Origin of the sequence: Salmonella sp. SJTUF15591, assembly GCF_043356435.1 — a bacterium.
In the GTDB taxonomy this organism is placed as follows: domain Bacteria; phylum Pseudomonadota; class Gammaproteobacteria; order Enterobacterales; family Enterobacteriaceae; genus Salmonella; species Salmonella enterica.
The window spans coordinates 360,409-376,260 of the sequence record NZ_JBEUJO010000005.1 but is presented as its reverse complement, the minus strand read 5'-3'; the positions used below and the strand labels follow the sequence as shown (position 1 = coordinate 376,260).

At 56.0% G+C, this 15,852-nt stretch carries 16 protein-coding genes; 7 read left to right on the top strand and 9 right to left on the bottom strand.

What is annotated here, in order from left to right; all coding sequences use genetic code 11:
- Positions 1-181 precede the first annotated feature (181 nt).
- The 7 genes from arnB to arnF are packed head-to-tail and all read left to right on the top strand — an operon-like array spanning position 182 to position 7,534.
- Positions 182-1,321, top strand: a complete 1,140-nt coding sequence (gene arnB, locus ABVM99_RS14395) for a UDP-4-amino-4-deoxy-L-arabinose aminotransferase (protein ID WP_001279284.1) — start codon at positions 182-184, stop codon at positions 1,319-1,321.
- 2 nt (positions 1,322-1,323) lie between these two features.
- Positions 1,324-2,307, top strand: a complete 984-nt coding sequence (gene arnC, locus ABVM99_RS14390) for an undecaprenyl-phosphate 4-deoxy-4-formamido-L-arabinose transferase (RefSeq protein WP_052938209.1) — start codon at positions 1,324-1,326, stop codon at positions 2,305-2,307.
- Positions 2,304-4,286: a bifunctional UDP-4-amino-4-deoxy-L-arabinose formyltransferase/UDP-glucuronic acid oxidase ArnA gene (arnA, locus tag ABVM99_RS14385; RefSeq protein WP_023195615.1), complete on the top strand. Its 1,983-nt coding sequence runs from the start codon at positions 2,304-2,306 to the stop codon at positions 4,284-4,286. Before arnC ends, arnA begins: the two co-directional genes overlap by 4 nt.
- Positions 4,283-5,182 carry a 4-deoxy-4-formamido-L-arabinose-phosphoundecaprenol deformylase gene (gene arnD / locus ABVM99_RS14380; protein ID WP_000169760.1) on the top strand — a complete coding sequence of 300 codons (900 nt, stop codon included), beginning with the start codon at positions 4,283-4,285 and terminating at the stop codon, positions 5,180-5,182. The genes arnA and arnD overlap by 4 nt, the downstream gene beginning before the upstream one ends.
- The gene (arnT, locus tag ABVM99_RS14375; protein WP_031623155.1) at positions 5,179-6,825 is read left to right on the top strand and encodes a lipid IV(A) 4-amino-4-deoxy-L-arabinosyltransferase; all 1,647 of its coding nucleotides are present in this window, start codon (positions 5,179-5,181) and stop codon (positions 6,823-6,825) included. The genes arnD and arnT overlap by 4 nt, the downstream gene beginning before the upstream one ends.
- Positions 6,822-7,157, top strand: a complete 336-nt coding sequence (arnE, locus tag ABVM99_RS14370; RefSeq protein ID WP_000580685.1) for a 4-amino-4-deoxy-L-arabinose-phosphoundecaprenol flippase subunit ArnE — start codon at positions 6,822-6,824, stop codon at positions 7,155-7,157. Before arnT ends, arnE begins: the two co-directional genes overlap by 4 nt.
- The gene (gene arnF / locus ABVM99_RS14365) at positions 7,157-7,534 is read left to right on the top strand and encodes a 4-amino-4-deoxy-L-arabinose-phosphoundecaprenol flippase subunit ArnF (protein WP_000538692.1); all 378 of its coding nucleotides are present in this window, start codon (positions 7,157-7,159) and stop codon (positions 7,532-7,534) included. The genes arnE and arnF overlap by 1 nt, the downstream gene beginning before the upstream one ends.
- Here the strand turns inward: arnF and pmrD are convergent.
- The 9 genes from pmrD to ABVM99_RS14320 all read right to left on the bottom strand — a co-directional run bounded on the left by pmrD (position 7,529) and on the right by ABVM99_RS14320 (position 15,810).
- Entirely contained in the window at positions 7,529-7,786 is a 258-nt protein-coding gene (gene pmrD / locus ABVM99_RS14360; RefSeq protein ID WP_000455132.1) for a signal transduction protein PmrD, read from the bottom strand. The two genes, arnF and pmrD, sit on opposite strands and share 6 nt — an antisense overlap.
- A 97-nt stretch (positions 7,787-7,883) precedes the next feature.
- The gene (gene menE, locus ABVM99_RS14355) at positions 7,884-9,251 is read right to left on the bottom strand and encodes an o-succinylbenzoate--CoA ligase (RefSeq protein WP_023195613.1); all 1,368 of its coding nucleotides are present in this window, start codon (positions 9,249-9,251) and stop codon (positions 7,884-7,886) included.
- A complete protein-coding gene (gene menC, locus ABVM99_RS14350) occupies positions 9,248-10,210 on the bottom strand; it encodes an o-succinylbenzoate synthase (protein WP_001255556.1) in 963 nt (320 codons plus the stop codon). Before menC ends, menE begins: the two co-directional genes overlap by 4 nt.
- The gene (gene menB / locus ABVM99_RS14345; RefSeq protein WP_000640013.1) at positions 10,210-11,067 is read right to left on the bottom strand and encodes a 1,4-dihydroxy-2-naphthoyl-CoA synthase; all 858 of its coding nucleotides are present in this window, start codon (positions 11,065-11,067) and stop codon (positions 10,210-10,212) included. The genes menC and menB overlap by 1 nt, the downstream gene beginning before the upstream one ends.
- Before the next feature lie 14 nt (positions 11,068-11,081).
- Positions 11,082-11,840 carry a 2-succinyl-6-hydroxy-2,4-cyclohexadiene-1-carboxylate synthase gene (menH, locus tag ABVM99_RS14340; RefSeq protein ID WP_000979144.1) on the bottom strand — a complete coding sequence of 253 codons (759 nt, stop codon included), beginning with the start codon at positions 11,838-11,840 and terminating at the stop codon, positions 11,082-11,084.
- Positions 11,837-13,507 carry a 2-succinyl-5-enolpyruvyl-6-hydroxy-3-cyclohexene-1-carboxylic-acid synthase gene (gene menD / locus ABVM99_RS14335; protein ID WP_000116395.1) on the bottom strand — a complete coding sequence of 557 codons (1,671 nt, stop codon included), beginning with the start codon at positions 13,505-13,507 and terminating at the stop codon, positions 11,837-11,839. Before menD ends, menH begins: the two co-directional genes overlap by 4 nt.
- A gap of 85 nt (positions 13,508-13,592) precedes the next feature.
- Positions 13,593-14,888 carry an isochorismate synthase MenF gene (gene menF, locus ABVM99_RS14330; RefSeq protein ID WP_023195612.1) on the bottom strand — a complete coding sequence of 432 codons (1,296 nt, stop codon included), beginning with the start codon at positions 14,886-14,888 and terminating at the stop codon, positions 13,593-13,595.
- Positions 14,889-14,988: 100 nt separating this feature from the next.
- On the bottom strand, positions 14,989-15,294 hold the full coding sequence (gene elaB, locus ABVM99_RS14325; RefSeq protein WP_001522308.1) for a stress response protein ElaB: 306 nt from the start codon (positions 15,292-15,294) through the stop codon (positions 14,989-14,991).
- A 54-nt stretch (positions 15,295-15,348) separates the two neighbouring features.
- Positions 15,349-15,810: a GNAT family N-acetyltransferase gene (locus ABVM99_RS14320; RefSeq protein ID WP_000568155.1), complete on the bottom strand. Its 462-nt coding sequence runs from the start codon at positions 15,808-15,810 to the stop codon at positions 15,349-15,351.
- Positions 15,811-15,852 lie beyond the last annotated feature (42 nt).

Below are 15,852 nucleotides of genomic sequence, written 5' to 3'. Positions count from 1 at the left end.
CTTAAACTTTCGGCGAAAGCAAAGCATAATTCCGTTAAAAATTATCTTTTTACTTCACCTTAATTTCTTAATGTTAATTTAATATTCATCCAGTAGGGTTCAGCTAAATGCGTTAAAAAATAAGCCCTTTTCTATTGCCGAAATATTTGAAAAGCGGCTTTCAATGGCTGAAGGAAAAATGATGTCGGACTTTTTGCCTTTCTCCCGTCCGGCGATGGGCGCGGAAGAGCTTGCTGCCGTTAAGACCGTACTGGACTCAGGTTGGATAACAACCGGCCCGAAAAATCAGGAACTGGAAGCGGCGTTTTGTCGGCTAACTGGCAATCAATATGCCGTTGCCGTCAGTTCAGCCACTGCCGGTATGCACATCGCGTTGATGGCGCTGGGCATTGGTGAAGGCGACGAGGTCATTACACCGTCAATGACGTGGGTTTCTACGCTAAATATGATCGTTTTACTCGGCGCGAACCCCGTCATGGTCGATGTCGATCGCGATACGCTGATGGTCACGCCTGAACATATCGAAGCCGCGATTACGCCACAAACCAAAGCAATTATCCCCGTCCACTACGCTGGCGCGCCCGCCGATCTGGACGCTATTTACGCTCTTGGCGAGCGTTATGGCATTCCAGTGATTGAAGACGCGGCGCACGCGACAGGAACCAGCTACAAAGGTCGCCACATTGGCGCCCGGGGCACCGCGATTTTCTCCTTCCACGCCATTAAGAACATTACCTGCGCTGAAGGCGGTATCGTCGTCACGGATAACCCGCAATTCGCCGATAAACTGCGCAGTCTCAAGTTTCACGGGCTTGGCGTTGATGCCTGGGATCGACAGAGCGGGGGACGCGCGCCACAAGCGGAAGTCCTGGCGCCGGGCTACAAATATAATTTGCCCGACCTCAACGCCGCTATCGCGCTTGCTCAGTTACAGAAACTGGATGCGCTTAACGCTCGCCGCGCCGCCATCGCAGCGCAGTACCACCAGGCAATGGCAGACCTGCCTTTTCAGCCTCTGAGCCTTCCGTCGTGGGAGCATATTCACGCCTGGCATTTATTCATTATCCGGGTCGATGAAGCCCGCTGCGGTATTACCCGGGATGCTCTGATGGCATCGCTGAAAACGAAAGGCATCGGCACAGGGCTGCATTTCCGCGCCGCGCATACGCAAAAATATTATCGCGAACGTTTCCCAACGCTCACGCTGCCTGACACCGAGTGGAACAGCGAGCGGATCTGCTCACTGCCGCTCTTCCCGGACATGACCGAGAGTGACTTTGATCGAGTCATTACCGCCCTTCATCAGATAGCAGGACAATAAGCATGTTTGACGCCGCCCCCATAAAAAAAGTCTCGGTGGTTATTCCTGTCTATAACGAACAGGAAAGCCTGCCGGAATTGATAAGACGCACCACCACCGCCTGCGAGAGCCTGGGCAAAGCGTGGGAGATTTTATTGATAGATGATGGTAGCAGCGATAGCTCGGCGGAGCTGATGGTTAAGGCGTCCCAGGAGGCCGATAGCCATATCATCTCTATTTTACTCAACCGTAACTACGGTCAACATGCAGCGATTATGGCGGGGTTTAGCCATGTAAGCGGCGATCTTATCATTACGCTGGATGCCGATCTGCAAAACCCGCCGGAAGAGATCCCGCGCCTGGTGGCGAAAGCCGATGAAGGGTTCGATGTGGTAGGCACCGTGCGCCAGAACCGACAGGACAGCCTGTTTCGCAAATCGGCGTCAAAAATCATTAATCTGCTGATCCAGCGCACAACGGGCAAAGCGATGGGCGATTACGGCTGCATGTTACGCGCCTATCGCCGCCCTATTATCGATACCATGTTGCGCTGCCATGAACGCAGCACCTTTATCCCTATTCTGGCCAACATTTTCGCTCGTCGGGCTACCGAGATCCCGGTGGATCACGCTGAACGTGAATTTGGCGACTCTAAATACAGTTTTATGCGTCTCATTAACCTGATGTATGACCTGGTGACCTGCCTGACGACGACGCCGCTGCGCCTGTTAAGCCTGCTGGGCAGCGTTATCGCCATCGGCGGGTTTAGCCTGTCGGTATTGCTTATTGTACTTCGCCTGGCGCTGGGACCGCAGTGGGCGGCGGAAGGCGTATTTATGCTCTTTGCCGTTCTGTTTACCTTCATCGGCGCGCAATTCATCGGTATGGGACTGCTGGGCGAATACATCGGTCGCATTTATAACGATGTCCGCGCCCGCCCCCGCTATTTTGTTCAACAAGTTATCTACCCGGAAAGCACGCCGTTTACTGAGGAAAGTCACCAATGAAAGCCGTTATTTTTGCCTATCACGATATGGGATGTCAGGGCGTGCAGGCCGTACTGGATGCCGGGTATGAGATTGCCGCGATTTTTACTCATGCCGACAATCCTGCGGAAAACACCTTTTTTGGCTCCGTCTCCCGGCTGGCGGCAGAATTAGGGATTCCGGTTTATGCGCCGGATAACGTAAACCATCCTATCTGGGTCGACCGCATCGCTGAGCTTGCGCCGGATATTATTTTTTCGTTCTATTACCGCAACCTGTTAAGCGAAGAAATTCTGCACCTCGCCCCGGCTGGCGCGTTCAATCTGCACGGTTCTCTATTGCCTGCCTATCGTGGCCGTGCGCCGCTAAACTGGGTTCTGGTTAACGGCGAAAGCGAAACGGGCGTAACGCTGCATCGTATGGTCAAACGTGCCGACGCCGGAGAGATTGTCGCCAGTCAACGCGTCGCTATTGCGCAGGACGATGTTGCGCTTACCCTGCATCATAAGCTATGTCAGGCCGCGCGCCAGTTGCTTAATAGCATCCTGCCCACCATGAAATGCGGCGATATACCTTCTGTTCCTCAGCGTGAGTCTGACGCTACATATTATGGTCGCCGCAGGCCGGAAGATGGCCTTATCGACTGGCACAAACCGGTTTCCACTGTGCATAACCTGGTGCGGGCGGTAGCCGCCCCCTGGCCCGGCGCGTTCAGCTATAACGGCTCGCAAAAATTCACTATCTGGTCTTCCCGAATTTATCCGGATGCGCAGGGCGCGCTTCCCGGCTCGGTAATTTCGGTCTCTCCGCTGCGGGTCGCCTGCGCCGATGGCGCGCTGGAGATTATTACCGGCCAGGCCGGAGACGGTATTACTGTACAGGGCTCGCAGCTTGCACAGACGCTTGGTCTGGTGGCGGGCGCGCGTTTGAACCGTCCACCAGCGACCAGCGGTAAACGTCGCATTCGCGTTCTCATCCTCGGCGTCAACGGTTTTATCGGCAATCATTTGACCGAACGGTTACTGAATGAAGAGAATTACGAGGTCTACGGTATGGATATCGGCAGCAACGCCATTAGCCGATTCCTGCTCCACCCTCGCTTTCATTTCGTGGAGGGAGATATCAGCATCCACTCAGAATGGATCGAATATCATGTCAAAAAATGCGATGTCGTACTGCCGCTGGTAGCGATTGCTACCCCGATTGAATACACCCGCAACCCGCTGCGCGTCTTTGAACTTGATTTTGAAGAAAATCTGCGGATTATTCGTTATTGCGTGAAATACCGTAAACGCGTAGTTTTCCCGTCTACCTCTGAAGTGTACGGCATGTGTACGGACGCCTCTTTTGACGAGGACAAATCGAATCTGATCGTCGGACCGGTGAATAAGCCGCGCTGGATTTACTCCGTTTCCAAACAGCTTCTCGACCGGGTAATTTGGGCTTATGGCGAAAAAGAGGGATTGCGCTTCACGCTTTTCCGTCCCTTTAACTGGATGGGGCCGCGGCTGGATAGCCTGAACGCGGCGCGTATCGGCAGTTCACGCGCGATAACGCAGTTGATTCTGAACCTGGTAGAAGGGACGCCGATCAAGCTTATCGACGGTGGTCAGCAGAAGCGCTGTTTCACCGATATTCGCGATGGTATCGAAGCATTATTCCGCATTATTGTGAATGATGGCGATCGGTGCGATGGCAAAATCATTAATATCGGCAATCCTGACAACGAAGCCAGTATTCAGGAACTGGCGACGCTGTTGCTCGACAGTTTTGATAAGCATCCGCTGCGCTGCCATTTCCCACCGTTTGCCGGTTTCCAGGTCGTCGAAAGCCGTAGTTATTACGGCAAGGGTTATCAGGATGTCGCACACCGGAAACCCAGCATCGACAATGCCAGGCGCTGTCTGGGCTGGGAACCGTCTATTGCGATGCGGGATACGGTTGAAGAAACGCTGGACTTCTTCCTGCGCAGCGTAGATGTCGCGGAACGCGCATCATGACGAAAGTCGGTTTACGCATTGATGTTGATACCTTGCGAGGAACGCGTGAAGGTGTTCCCCGGCTGCTGGCGACATTGCATCGCCACGGCGTTCAGGCCAGCTTTTTCTTCAGCGTCGGGCCGGACAATATGGGACGCCATCTTTGGCGTCTGATAAAACCGCGATTTTTATGGAAAATGCTACGTTCAAACGCCGCCTCGCTCTACGGTTGGGATATCCTGCTGGCCGGCACCGCCTGGCCGGGAAAAAATATCGGCAACGCTAATGCCGGGATTATTCGTGAAACGGCAACATACCATGAGACGGGACTACATGCCTGGGATCACCATGCGTGGCAGACTCACAGCGGCCACTGGAGTATCCGCCAGCTTGAAGAAGATATTGCGCGCGGCATAACGGCGCTTGAGGCCATTATCGGAAAACCCGTCACCTGCTCAGCCGCGGCCGGCTGGCGAGCGGATGGGCGCGTTGTTCGTGCGAAGGAGCCGTTCAACCTGCGGTATAACAGCGATTGCCGTGGAACCACCTTATTCCGTCCGCTACTGATGCCGGGCCAGACAGGGACGCCGCAAATCCCCGTCACCTTACCCACATGGGATGAGGTTATCGGCCCCGCCGTTCAGGCGCAGTCGTTCAATACCTGGATTATCTCCCGTATGTTGCAGGACAAAGGCACGCCGGTATATACCATCCATGCGGAAGTCGAAGGTATTGTCCATCAACCGCTGTTTGAAGATTTGCTCGTTCGTGCACGCGACGCGGGGATCACCTTTTGTCCTCTGGGCGAACTGCTGCCGACATCGCCTGAGTCTCTGCCGTTGGGGCAAATTGTACGTGGACACATCCCTGGCCGTGAAGGTTGGCTGGGGTGTCAACAGGCAGCGAGCGCCTCATGATGAAATCGATACGCTATTATCTGGCTTTCGCCGCATTTATCGCGCTCTACTATGTTATTCCTGTCAATAGCCGCCTGCTCTGGCAGCCGGATGAAACGCGCTATGCCGAAATAAGTCGGGAGATGCTGGCGTCTGGCGACTGGATCGTGCCGCATTTTCTGGGATTACGTTATTTTGAAAAACCGATAGCCGGTTACTGGATAAACAGTCTGGGTCAGTGGCTTTTTGGCGCTACCAATTTTGGCGTGCGGGCTGGCGCTATTTTAACGACATTGCTGGCCGCAGCGCTGGTGGCGTGGCTGACGTTCCGCTTATGGCAGGATAAACGTACCGCGTTGCTCGCCTCCGTGATCTTTCTCTCCCTCTTTGCCGTTTACAGTATCGGGACGTATGCGGTACTCGACCCGATGATCGCGCTTTGGCTTACGGCCGGGATGTGTTGTTTCTGGCAGGGGATGCAGGCCACGACCCGAACGGGCAAGATTGGGATGTTTTTGCTACTGGGCGCAACCTGCGGTCTGGGTGTATTAACTAAAGGCTTCCTCGCCCTGGCCGTACCGGTAGTGAGCGTGCTGCCGTGGGTCATTGTCCAGAAACGCTGGAAGGACTTTTTGCTATACGGCTGGCTGGCGGTCTTGAGCTGCTTTGTGGTTGTCCTTCCCTGGGCGATCGCCATTGCGCGACGCGAAGCCGATTTCTGGCATTACTTTTTCTGGGTGGAGCATATCCAGCGATTCGCCATGAGCGATGCCCAGCATAAAGCCCCTTTCTGGTACTATCTGCCGGTACTGCTCGCGGGAAGTTTACCGTGGCTGGGGTTACTGCCTGGCGCGCTTAAACTGGGCTGGCGCGAGCGAAACGGCGCATTCTATTTGCTCGGATGGACGATCATGCCGCTTCTCTTTTTCAGCATTGCGAAAGGGAAACTGCCCACCTATGTTCTTTCCTGTTTCGCACCGATAGCGATACTCATGGCGCGATTCGTCCTGCATAACGTAAAAGAAGGCGTTACCGCGCTGCGTGTCAACGGCGGGATCAACCTGGTGTTCGGGTTAGTCGGGATCGTCGCAGCGTTTGTCGTCTCCTCATGGGGCCCGCTGAAATCGCCGGTGTGGACGCATATCGAAACCTATAAAGTTTTTTGCGTCTGGGGCGTCTTTACTGTTTGGGCGTTTGTGGGCTGGTATAGCCTCTGTCATAGCCAAAAATACCTATTACCCGCGTTTTGTCCGCTGGGACTGGCGCTGCTGTTCGGCTTTTCCATCCCCGACAGGGTGATGGAGTCCAAACAGCCCCAGTTTTTTGTCGAAATGACCCAGGCGCCTTTGGCATCAAGCCGCTATATTCTTGCCGACAACGTCGGCGTCGCCGCCGGGCTGGCCTGGAGTCTGAAACGAGACGATATTATGCTCTACGGACACGCGGGCGAACTCAGGTATGGCCTTAGCTATCCTGATGTGCAGGATAAATTCGTTAAAGCCGACGATTTTAACGCCTGGCTCAACCAGCATCGTCAGGAGGGCATTATTACGCTAGTACTTTCAATAGCCAAAGATGAAGACATCAGCGCTCTTTCCCTTCCCCCTGCGGACAATATTGATTATCAGGGGCGTCTGGTGTTAATTCAGTATCGGCCTAAATGATCGGCGTCGTTCTGGTGCTTGCCAGTCTGCTCAGCGTTGGCGGTCAGCTCTGCCAGAAGCAAGCGACACGGCCATTGACGGCGGGCGGACGCCGCCGTCACCTGATGCTGTGGCTGGGCCTGGCGCTGATATGCATGGGCGCAGCGATGGTGCTGTGGCTGCTGGTGCTACAAACCCTGCCGGTGGGAATTGCTTACCCGATGTTGAGTCTGAATTTTGTCTGGGTCACGCTGGCGGCATGGAAAATCTGGCATGAACAGGTTCCGCCCCGCCACTGGTTGGGCGTCGCATTGATTATCAGCGGCATTATCATTCTGGGGAGTGCGGCATAATGGGCGTAATGTGGGGACTGATAAGCGTTGCAATTGCCTCCCTCGCCCAGTTGAGTCTGGGATTCGCCATGATGCGGCTGCCATCGATAGCGCATCCGCTGGCGTTTATTTCCGGACTGGGCGCATTTAATGCCGCGACCCTGGCGCTATTCGCCGGTTTAGCGGGGTATCTGGTTTCCGTCTTCTGCTGGCATAAAACATTACACACGCTCGCGCTCAGCAAAGCCTATGCGCTACTGAGTCTCAGCTATGTGCTTGTCTGGGTAGCCTCAATGCTGTTACCCGGTTTGCAAGGCGCTTTCAGCCTAAAAGCGATGCTCGGCGTATTGTGCATTATGGCGGGGGTAATGCTGATTTTTCTGCCCGCCAGATCATGATGGCTTGCGCGTCAACCGCTGCCATTCGTCGCAGGAATAACAGCGTGCATCAACGATTTTTAAGGTCTGGTGTTTTTCCCGATTAATACAATACTGCGCATCCTGTAAAGGCGACAGGATATCGCCGGGACTCAGTAATATCATGGAATTCGCCTCGGCGATCATTTTTAGCGAACCGCCGCTATCGCACAGCACCAGAACATGGCACGCCCTCTTTTTGACATAATGCGATTTCTTAACCAACCATTCCATAGCGCCCCCGTTTCACGCTGATTGTTCATAACACGTTACACATCAACGGATAAACAAAACGGCAATAGCGATGGAATGGTTGTATATTAACCTAACATTAATTTTTACAGTTCTCACACACCCACTGCTGGAGCGCACGGCGAGATATTTTAATCCCTCCGTTTTTCAGTTCTGACGGCAGCGTCAACCAGCGAACCGGCTGTTGAAAACGCGCCAGCTTATCGCGAACCCATTCAGCGAGGTTCACGTCTCCGGCCTGCGATGCATACTCCACAACCGCAACGGGACGATGGCCAAACTCTTTATCTTCTACCGGCACGACAAAGGCTTGTTGCACCAGCGGATGCGCGTTAATAACGCGTTCGACTTCCTCCGGCTGAATGCCTTCGCCGCCGCTAAAGAACAGGTTGTCCAGCCGCCCGGCGATGGTTAGCCTGCCGTGGTTCAGCTCGCCGCGATCGCGCGTGGCAAACCAGCCTTCGTCATTAACCAGCGGGATCAGTTTGCCATCACGCCAGTAACCTTCCGCCATACTGGCGGCGCGCAGCCAGACTTCATTATCGACGATTCTGATCTCTCTGCCGGGAAGCGGCGCGCCAACATCATCCGAACCATCGGCCTCTTTGGCGCATACCGTAGACGCGAACTCCGTGAGCCCATACCCGCACCAGCAGCGAATCCCTTGTTTGCTGGCCTGGTCGGTGAGTTCAACCGGAATCACCGCGCCGCCGAGCAAAACGGCTTTCAGCGTCACCGCCGCCCGATTCGCCAGCAACCGCCATAGCTGCGTCGGCACCAGCGAAGCATGAGTACACCCTGCCAGCATCTGCTCCAGCGGTTGCTTATCGCGTACCGTCATGCGCGCCCCGGCGAAGAGCCAACGCCACATAATACCCTGCCCGGATACATGAAACAGCGGCAGCGATAGCAGCCAGTCATCCTGCGGGCCAAACGGCATTAGCGAAAGCACCCCCTGCGCGCTGGCAAGATGCGCCTGGCACGTATGTACGGCCGCTTTTGGCAATCCTGTGGAACCCGATGTCAGCGTCATGGAAACCAGACGCTGCGATTGCCAGGCCACAGCATACGCCGCTGTACTCTTTTGTATCTGCAACGCGGTTAATCCGGAAAACGCATTTTCGCCTTCCAGTGTCAGCGCAAAACGCAGCGTTAACTTCGGCACCAGCGCCTCCAGCAATGTCTGGGGCAACTGCGGGTTGACGGGCAGAACCCGCGCGCCGCACTGCATCAGCGCAAGCCATGCCAACAGAGTGCGCGGCTGATTCCCGGCGCGCAGCAGGACACCATCGCCCTCGCGTACGCCCTGCGCGGCAAACCCGCCCGCCAGCGCATCAATACGCTCACAGAGGGCGTGCCAGCTTAGCACTTCATCGTTCAGGCGCAGAGCGGGCGCCTGGCTGCGAACCTGACGCCAGTGGCGCCACGGCCAGTCCGTGAATGTCATAACAGTCGTTCCAGCTCATCACGCTTCAGACAAGGCAACGCGCTACCGGGCCAGGGGCGAACCTGTTGCGCCTGCATCAGATGCAAGGTATCCAGTCCGGGCAGCGTTCCCGGCGTCAACCAGGCGGCAATCCGCGCCAGTTGCGTCAGGCCGAGGCTGGACTCGATTGAAGAGCTGATGACCGCCGTCAGTCCCAACGCATGGGCGGCAGCGACTTGCTCACGCACTTTATCAAGCGATCCGGTCAGCGTAGGTTTGATAACCACAGCCTTGACGCCCTCTTCGGCTTCAAAGGTGAAATCCGCTTCGCGCAGACTTTCGTCCCAGGCAATCGCGATGCCGGTTTCACGGGCAAAGGCGCGGGAATCATCCCGCGTCTTACATGGTTCTTCGAGAAAGGCGATACGAGCGCGGTAGTCTGGATTAACATACTTTGCGAACTGTTGGGCTTTTAGCGGCGTCCAGGCGCGATTCGCATCCAGACGCAGATGCAGATCCGGGATCGCCTCCAGCAGCAAATTAACCACCATGCCGTCGCGTACCGCTTCATAGAGACCCACTTTGACCTTAGCGATTTTCTCGCCGGGCATATCGGCAAGCCGCAGCACCAAATCGTCAGGATCGCCAGTGCATAACGGCGCGGCGCGATAGTCCGCCGCCTCCGGCAATACGCCTGTCAGTTCCGCCAGCGCGCAGCTTGCGCCAAACGCGACCGAAGGCATCTCGGGTAATCCCTCGCTCCCCTGAAGCCAGTCGTTCACCCATGTTAGTAGCGCCGTCTGCGCCTCTTCCCACGTTTCCTGACTGAAGCCCGGCAGCGGAGAGATCTCTCCCCATCCCTCACGCTCGCCGTCACGCAGACAAACATACAGCCCGTCGCGAGTTTTTAACCGCCTGTCGCGCAGAACCACCCCCGCGTCCATGGGGATCTGCCAGCGGTATACCTGCGCGCTACGCATTATGGGTTCCGTTTGAATTTGCTGAAGTCAGGCTGACGCTTCTGGTTAAAGGCGTTACGGCCTTCCTGCCCTTCTTCGGTCATGTAGAACAGCATGGTAGCGTTGCCGGCCAGCTCCTGCAGCCCGGCCTGACCGTCACAATCGGCATTCAGCGCCGCTTTCAGGCAACGCAGCGCCATCGGACTGTTTTGCAACATTTCGCGGCACCAGCGCACGGTCTCTTTTTCCAGATCCGCCAGCGGCACAACGGTGTTAACCAGCCCCATGTCCAGCGCCTGTTGCGCATCGTACTGGCGGCACAGGAACCAGATTTCACGCGCTTTCTTCTGACCAACGATACGCGCCATATACGAAGCGCCCCAGCCGCCGTCAAAGGAGCCGACTTTCGGACCGGTCTGGCCGAAGATGGCGTTTTCCGCCGCGATGGTCAGGTCGCACATCATGTGCAGCACATGCCCACCGCCGATGGAGTAACCCGCGACCATCGCGACAACCGGTTTCGGACAGGTGCGAATCTGGCGCTGGAAGTCCAGCACGTTCAGGTGATGCACGCCGGAGTCATCCTGATAACCGCCGTAATCGCCGCGCACCTTCTGGTCGCCGCCCGCGCAAAACGCTTTATCGCCTTCGCCGGTCAGAATAATCACGCCCACGTTGTCGTCGTAACGGGCATCCGCCAGCGCCTGAATCATCTCTTTGACGGTCAACGGACGAAATGCATTGCGCACCTGCGGACGATTAATGGTGATTTTTGCAATACCGTCGGTGGATTTTTCATAACGAATGTCGGTGTAACCCTCCGAGCAGTCGTGCCATTCTACCGGTGCGTAAAGCATTGTTTCATCAGGATAGATCATAGTGTGTCCTTTAGTCAGAGACGCAGAATCTGAGCCAGACTGTCTACCACGCCAGCGGGGTTTTCCCGATGCGCGTTGTGTCCGGCGTTACGAATAACATGGCATGTCGCCGCCACTTCCTGCGCCAGGGCGCGGAATTTGCTGTCGCGTTCGCCACATAAATAATAAAACGGAAATGCCAGCGCGTTGAGCGCCTCGCGTAAATCCGGCTGGGCGGCAAGCGATGTCGCCTCCAGCATCGCAGCCAGCGTTTCGCCGTTATTCTGGCTACGCAGCGCCGTCAACGTCTGCCTTTGCTGCGCCGTCAGCGAGGCGAACACCGGCTGCTGATACCAGTCGTGAAAAACCTCAGTCAGGGGTTCACGACGAAAACGCTCTGCCCAGCGCCCGTCGGACAATCGTCTTTCAGCGCGCGCCTGTTCATTTTGCAGCCCCGGATGACCGCCTTCGACCACCAGGCCGCACAGGCCTGGTATTCCCTGGCAGGCTGCCATCATCGCCACCCGGCCGCCAAGGGAGTATCCCACCAACCAAAACTTTAGTATGTTGTAACTAATTAACGTGGCGCGCAGTAATCTGATGACATCGGCAAATCCGCCGACCGGAATAGCCGTAGATCCGCCATGTCCCGGTAAGTCAATATAAAGCCGCGAACAGCCGTGAAACTGTTCGCCAACCGGCTGCCATTCGCGGCAATCGCCAGAAAAACCGTGCAGGAAAACCAGCGAGGGCGCCCCAGGCTGTCCGGGCATGTGCTGCGCGTGCAACATCATAGATGGCTTACCTGAGCCAAAAGTTGCTGCAGCGTCTGCGCGCCATCCGTATCGTTTACCACCAGCTCAATCACCGTTGTCGCCGGGGTTCGCCACGCGCCAGCCAGCGCAGACTCCAGCTCTTCCCAGTTTTCCGGGCGATGATAGCGTAGGTTAAACATGGCGGCCGCATGGTCAAAATGGACGTTTTGCGGCATCAAATAAAAGCGCTCACGTTTGCTTTGCGGCGTCGGCAGCAGGGAAAAGATCTGTCCGCCGTTATTGTTAACCACAATCAACACAAACGGCGCGGATACCTGACGTAGTAACGCCAGCGCGTTAAGATCGTACAGCGCGGATAAATCGCCGACGATAGCCAACGTCGATTTGGCGCTGGCGCGCTGCACGCCCGCCGCCGTGGAAAGCAGACCGTCAATGCCGCTCGCCCCGCGATTGCTGTATACCGGATAGCCAGCCGGCAACTGCGACAGCGCGTCGATCAGACGCACCACCAGACTATTGCCCACGAACAATTGCCCCTGCTCCGGCAGATAGTCGCGGATACGGTGCGCCAGCTGCGCTTCGCCAAAGGTGTCTCGCTGCGCGACCACCCGTTGCCACGCCAGTTCCGCCAGACGCGGGATCTCTACACACCACGGTTTACGTTTTTCCGCCGGATGCATCTCCAGCCAGTCGGCGATTTTCGCTACCAGTCTGCGTCCACGATGGTGCGCCGGGTCCAGACGACCTTCAATATTGTCGATTACCCAGTACTCTTCCGGCTCGCAGGTTGCCTGCCATTGCAGTAAGCGTTTTCCGGTAAGGCTACTGCCAAGCTGGACGACAATCTGCGCCTGCTGCAGTTCGGTCACCGCTTTGGCGTTGCCGAGCCACAGGTCGGCGCATGGCAGCGGCTGCCCGGTTTGCGACAATACGTCGCCAATTAATGGCCATCCCAGAGTTTGCGCCCACTGCGCCACTTTTTTGCCTTCTTCCGCGCTCATACGCCCGGCGACAACGACGCCGCGTTTTTGTCGCCAGAAGAACCAGTCGCGCTGTTTGTCGCTTTCCAGTCGACGCGCTTCGCGCAGCCAGGGCTTTTCATCCTGCCACCAGTCGCCGAGACGCTGCTGCCAGACCAGACCGGTATCATTCATATCGCCATACAGCGGTTCGGCAAAAGGACAGTTAATGTGCAGCGCGCCCGCATGAAGCATGGCGAGCGCATTGTCGATGGTCGACACCAGCCAGCGCGCCGGAATATCCTGCGTGGGACGCGGCAACGACAGAGTTTGGGAGGGGTGCGAGGCAAACATCCCCGCCTGACGGATCGCCTGGTTGGCGCCGCAGTCAATCAGCTCCGGCGGGCGATCGGCGGTAAGTAAAATGAGCTTCTCGCCCGTCAGACCCGCCTCAATCAGCGCCGGATAGAGGTTCGCCACGGCGGTACCTGAAGTGACAATAACGGCAACAGGCTGTTGGCTGACTTTCGCCAGCCCTAACGCCAGATGACCAAGCCCACGCTCATCAAAGTGCGTATGGTGAATAAAAGCAGGATTCTCTGCCGCCGCCAACGTGAGCGGCGTGGAACGGGAACCAGGGGCGATACAAACATGCCTGACGCCATGACGGGTTAAGGCTTCCAGGATGACCGCCGCCCAGCGCCGGTTAAATGCACTTACTGACATGAGTTTGTCCGGTATCAATCATTGGGACTAAGTATAAAGAGCTGCAAAAATGGATTATTGATATGGGTCGGGAATATGTGACTCATTACGCATCCATCTGCAATAAGGTACGTAACCCGGCCGCTTTATTATCTATTTCCTGCCATTCCTGTTCCGGATCGGAGCCGCGGACGATTCCCGCGCCGGCATACAATCGCACCACATTGGCCGTCACTTTGGCTGAACGTAACGTCACGCAAAACTCACTTTGCCGCGTGGAGAGATAGCCTGCCGACCCGGCATACCATTCACGTTCGAACGGCTCATGTTGTTCTATAAAACAACGCGCGGGTTCACGAGGGATCCCGGCGACCGCTGCGGTAGGCTGTAACTGGTGCAGGCAGAGCGTGTCATCCGCCTGATTAAGCGCCGTCCAGATACAGCGGCGCAAATGCTGTACCTTGCGCAGTCTGAGCACCTGCGGCGGCAGCACATCCAGCGAGTGGGTGCAGTTTTGCAGTCGCTGGCAGATGTCTTCGACAACCAGCATATTTTCTCGCTGGTTTTTATCGTCTTTCATTAACCATTCGCCAAGCTGCCAGGCTTTATGGTTATCCGGATGGTTCGCCACCGTCCCGGCCAGCGCTTCGGTACGCAGCGCCGTTTCACGCCGCCGCCAGAGCCGCTCCGGCGATGATCCCAAAAAGGCGGTATCGGCGGAAAAAGCCATAAAAAAGTGGTAGCAGTTGAGATTTAAACGACGACTGGACGCCATCATCGCGGCGGCATTGACCGGACGGGAGAATTGTAAGTCGGTGGCCCGCGCCAGCACAACTTTATCAAACGCCTCTTGCGCAATGGTGTGGGTGGCCTGCTGAATCAGCTTCACCCAACCGTCTTTGTCCGGCCAGTGTTGTTCGCTCGTGAGCGAAAGGCGTAGCGCCGGAACAGGCTTAATGCCGACCAGAGAAGCGAGAAACGATTTCGCCTGGCGCGCATCATCGCGTAGCGAAACGTCACTGTACAGATGTAAGCGTAAGGTCGCCGTACCCCCGCTACGTCGCCACTCCAGCCGTGGCAGCAATAAGTAGCCCTCTTTCGGCTCGAACGCATTCAGCCCCCAAATACGCAGATCAGGCTGCGCGTGCTGACGTAAAAACCGTTGCGCCAGATCGAGCGATGAAAAGACGGAGATTGCCCCGAGAACGGCAGCTTCTTCGTCGCCATTGCGCTGTTGCCAGTAGAATTGCGGAAAGGATGACTGGCTGGCCAGCCAGCTCAATGCATCGAAGGCATCGTTTAAAGGGAAAGGCGCATCGAAAACGCAAAGCCCTGGCGTCGCCGGTATCTCTTGCGATAGCTGACGCGTCAGATTTTCCAGCGCAGTAGTAATAGAATGCACGCGGACCCTCCCTGTTAAAAACCCCACATTATACGGGGTACTGCCCTAAAAAAGCAGTACCTCATTTAGGGAGGGTTGCAATTCTGTTCAGTGGGGGGATTTAGCGCCGCGCCAGCAGCAGTCCAAGTACCAGTCCTACCGCCGCGCCTACGCCAATACCCTGCCAGGGTTTTTCATGAACGTAGTCATCCGCTTTATAAACGGCCTGCTTTGCCCGGTAATAATAGCTATCCGACGCATGGCTTACGCGGTTTTTCACCTCTTCCAGCGCTTGTTCCGCGCGGGCTTTCAGCTCAATGTATTTTTGATCGGCGGGATCGCCTGAGGAACGTAAAACCTCTTCCAGCGTTTCGCTGAGCAAAGTCAGATCATCATCAACACGTGATTCACCAAATTGATATGACATTCTCATTCTCCGTTGTGTTAACACCTGCTCCTAACTATAGTCAACGGTTTCGGTTTATGCCTGATGAACCTCCCGCGCCATTCCCCGGTGCGGAATGCCGTCTTCGTCATAAACATCGGTGACGGGAATAAAACCAAACCGCGCATAAAAAGGTTGCAGATGCGCCTGCGCCCCCAGATATAGCGGCTTATCCGGCCAGTGCCGCCCACAAGATTCCAGCGTTTTCGCCATTAATTGCTGGCCCAGTTTCGCCCCTCGCCAGGCATCGCTGACGATCACCCGGCCAATGACAACCGGGTCTGATTCGTTATCGCTTTTCAGAATCCTCGCATACGCCACCAGCTCATCCTGATGCCAGCCCAGAATATGCCGATTGTCGCCGACTAAATCATCGCCATCCACATCCAGGTAAGGACAGCGCTGTTCTACCACAAAGACTGCGCAGCGCAATTTGAGTAACGCGTAAAGTTGAGGAACGGTAAGTTCGCTATGGTGGAGATCCTGCCAGTCAATCATGATGCGCTCCTGTGTTGTGGTAATCTTGGGTTAAACGATAAC

Bases quoted from the DNA above. Each gene is read 5' to 3' on its own strand.
- arnB (WP_001279284.1), top strand. From the start codon at position 182: ATGTCGGACTTTTTGCCTTTCTCCCGTCCGGCGATGGGCGCGGAAGAG.
- arnC (WP_052938209.1), top strand. From the start codon at position 1,324: ATGTTTGACGCCGCCCCCATAAAAAAAGTCTCGGTGGTTATTCCTGTC.
- arnA (WP_023195615.1), top strand. From the start codon at position 2,304: ATGAAAGCCGTTATTTTTGCCTATCACGATATGGGATGTCAGGGCGTG.
- arnD (WP_000169760.1), top strand. From the start codon at position 4,283: ATGACGAAAGTCGGTTTACGCATTGATGTTGATACCTTGCGAGGAACG.
- arnT (WP_031623155.1), top strand. From the start codon at position 5,179: ATGATGAAATCGATACGCTATTATCTGGCTTTCGCCGCATTTATCGCG.
- arnE (WP_000580685.1), top strand. From the start codon at position 6,822: ATGATCGGCGTCGTTCTGGTGCTTGCCAGTCTGCTCAGCGTTGGCGGT.
- arnF (WP_000538692.1), top strand. From the start codon at position 7,157: ATGGGCGTAATGTGGGGACTGATAAGCGTTGCAATTGCCTCCCTCGCC.
- pmrD (WP_000455132.1), bottom strand. From the start codon at position 7,786: ATGGAATGGTTGGTTAAGAAATCGCATTATGTCAAAAAGAGGGCGTGC.
- menE (WP_023195613.1), bottom strand. From the start codon at position 9,251: ATGACATTCACGGACTGGCCGTGGCGCCACTGGCGTCAGGTTCGCAGC.
- menC (WP_001255556.1), bottom strand. From the start codon at position 10,210: ATGCGTAGCGCGCAGGTATACCGCTGGCAGATCCCCATGGACGCGGGG.
- menB (WP_000640013.1), bottom strand. From the start codon at position 11,067: ATGATCTATCCTGATGAAACAATGCTTTACGCACCGGTAGAATGGCAC.
- menH (WP_000979144.1), bottom strand. From the start codon at position 11,840: ATGATGTTGCACGCGCAGCACATGCCCGGACAGCCTGGGGCGCCCTCG.
- menD (WP_000116395.1), bottom strand. From the start codon at position 13,507: ATGTCAGTAAGTGCATTTAACCGGCGCTGGGCGGCGGTCATCCTGGAA.
- elaB (WP_001522308.1), bottom strand. From the start codon at position 15,294: ATGTCATATCAATTTGGTGAATCACGTGTTGATGATGATCTGACTTTG.
- ABVM99_RS14320 (WP_000568155.1), bottom strand. From the start codon at position 15,810: ATGATTGACTGGCAGGATCTCCACCATAGCGAACTTACCGTTCCTCAA.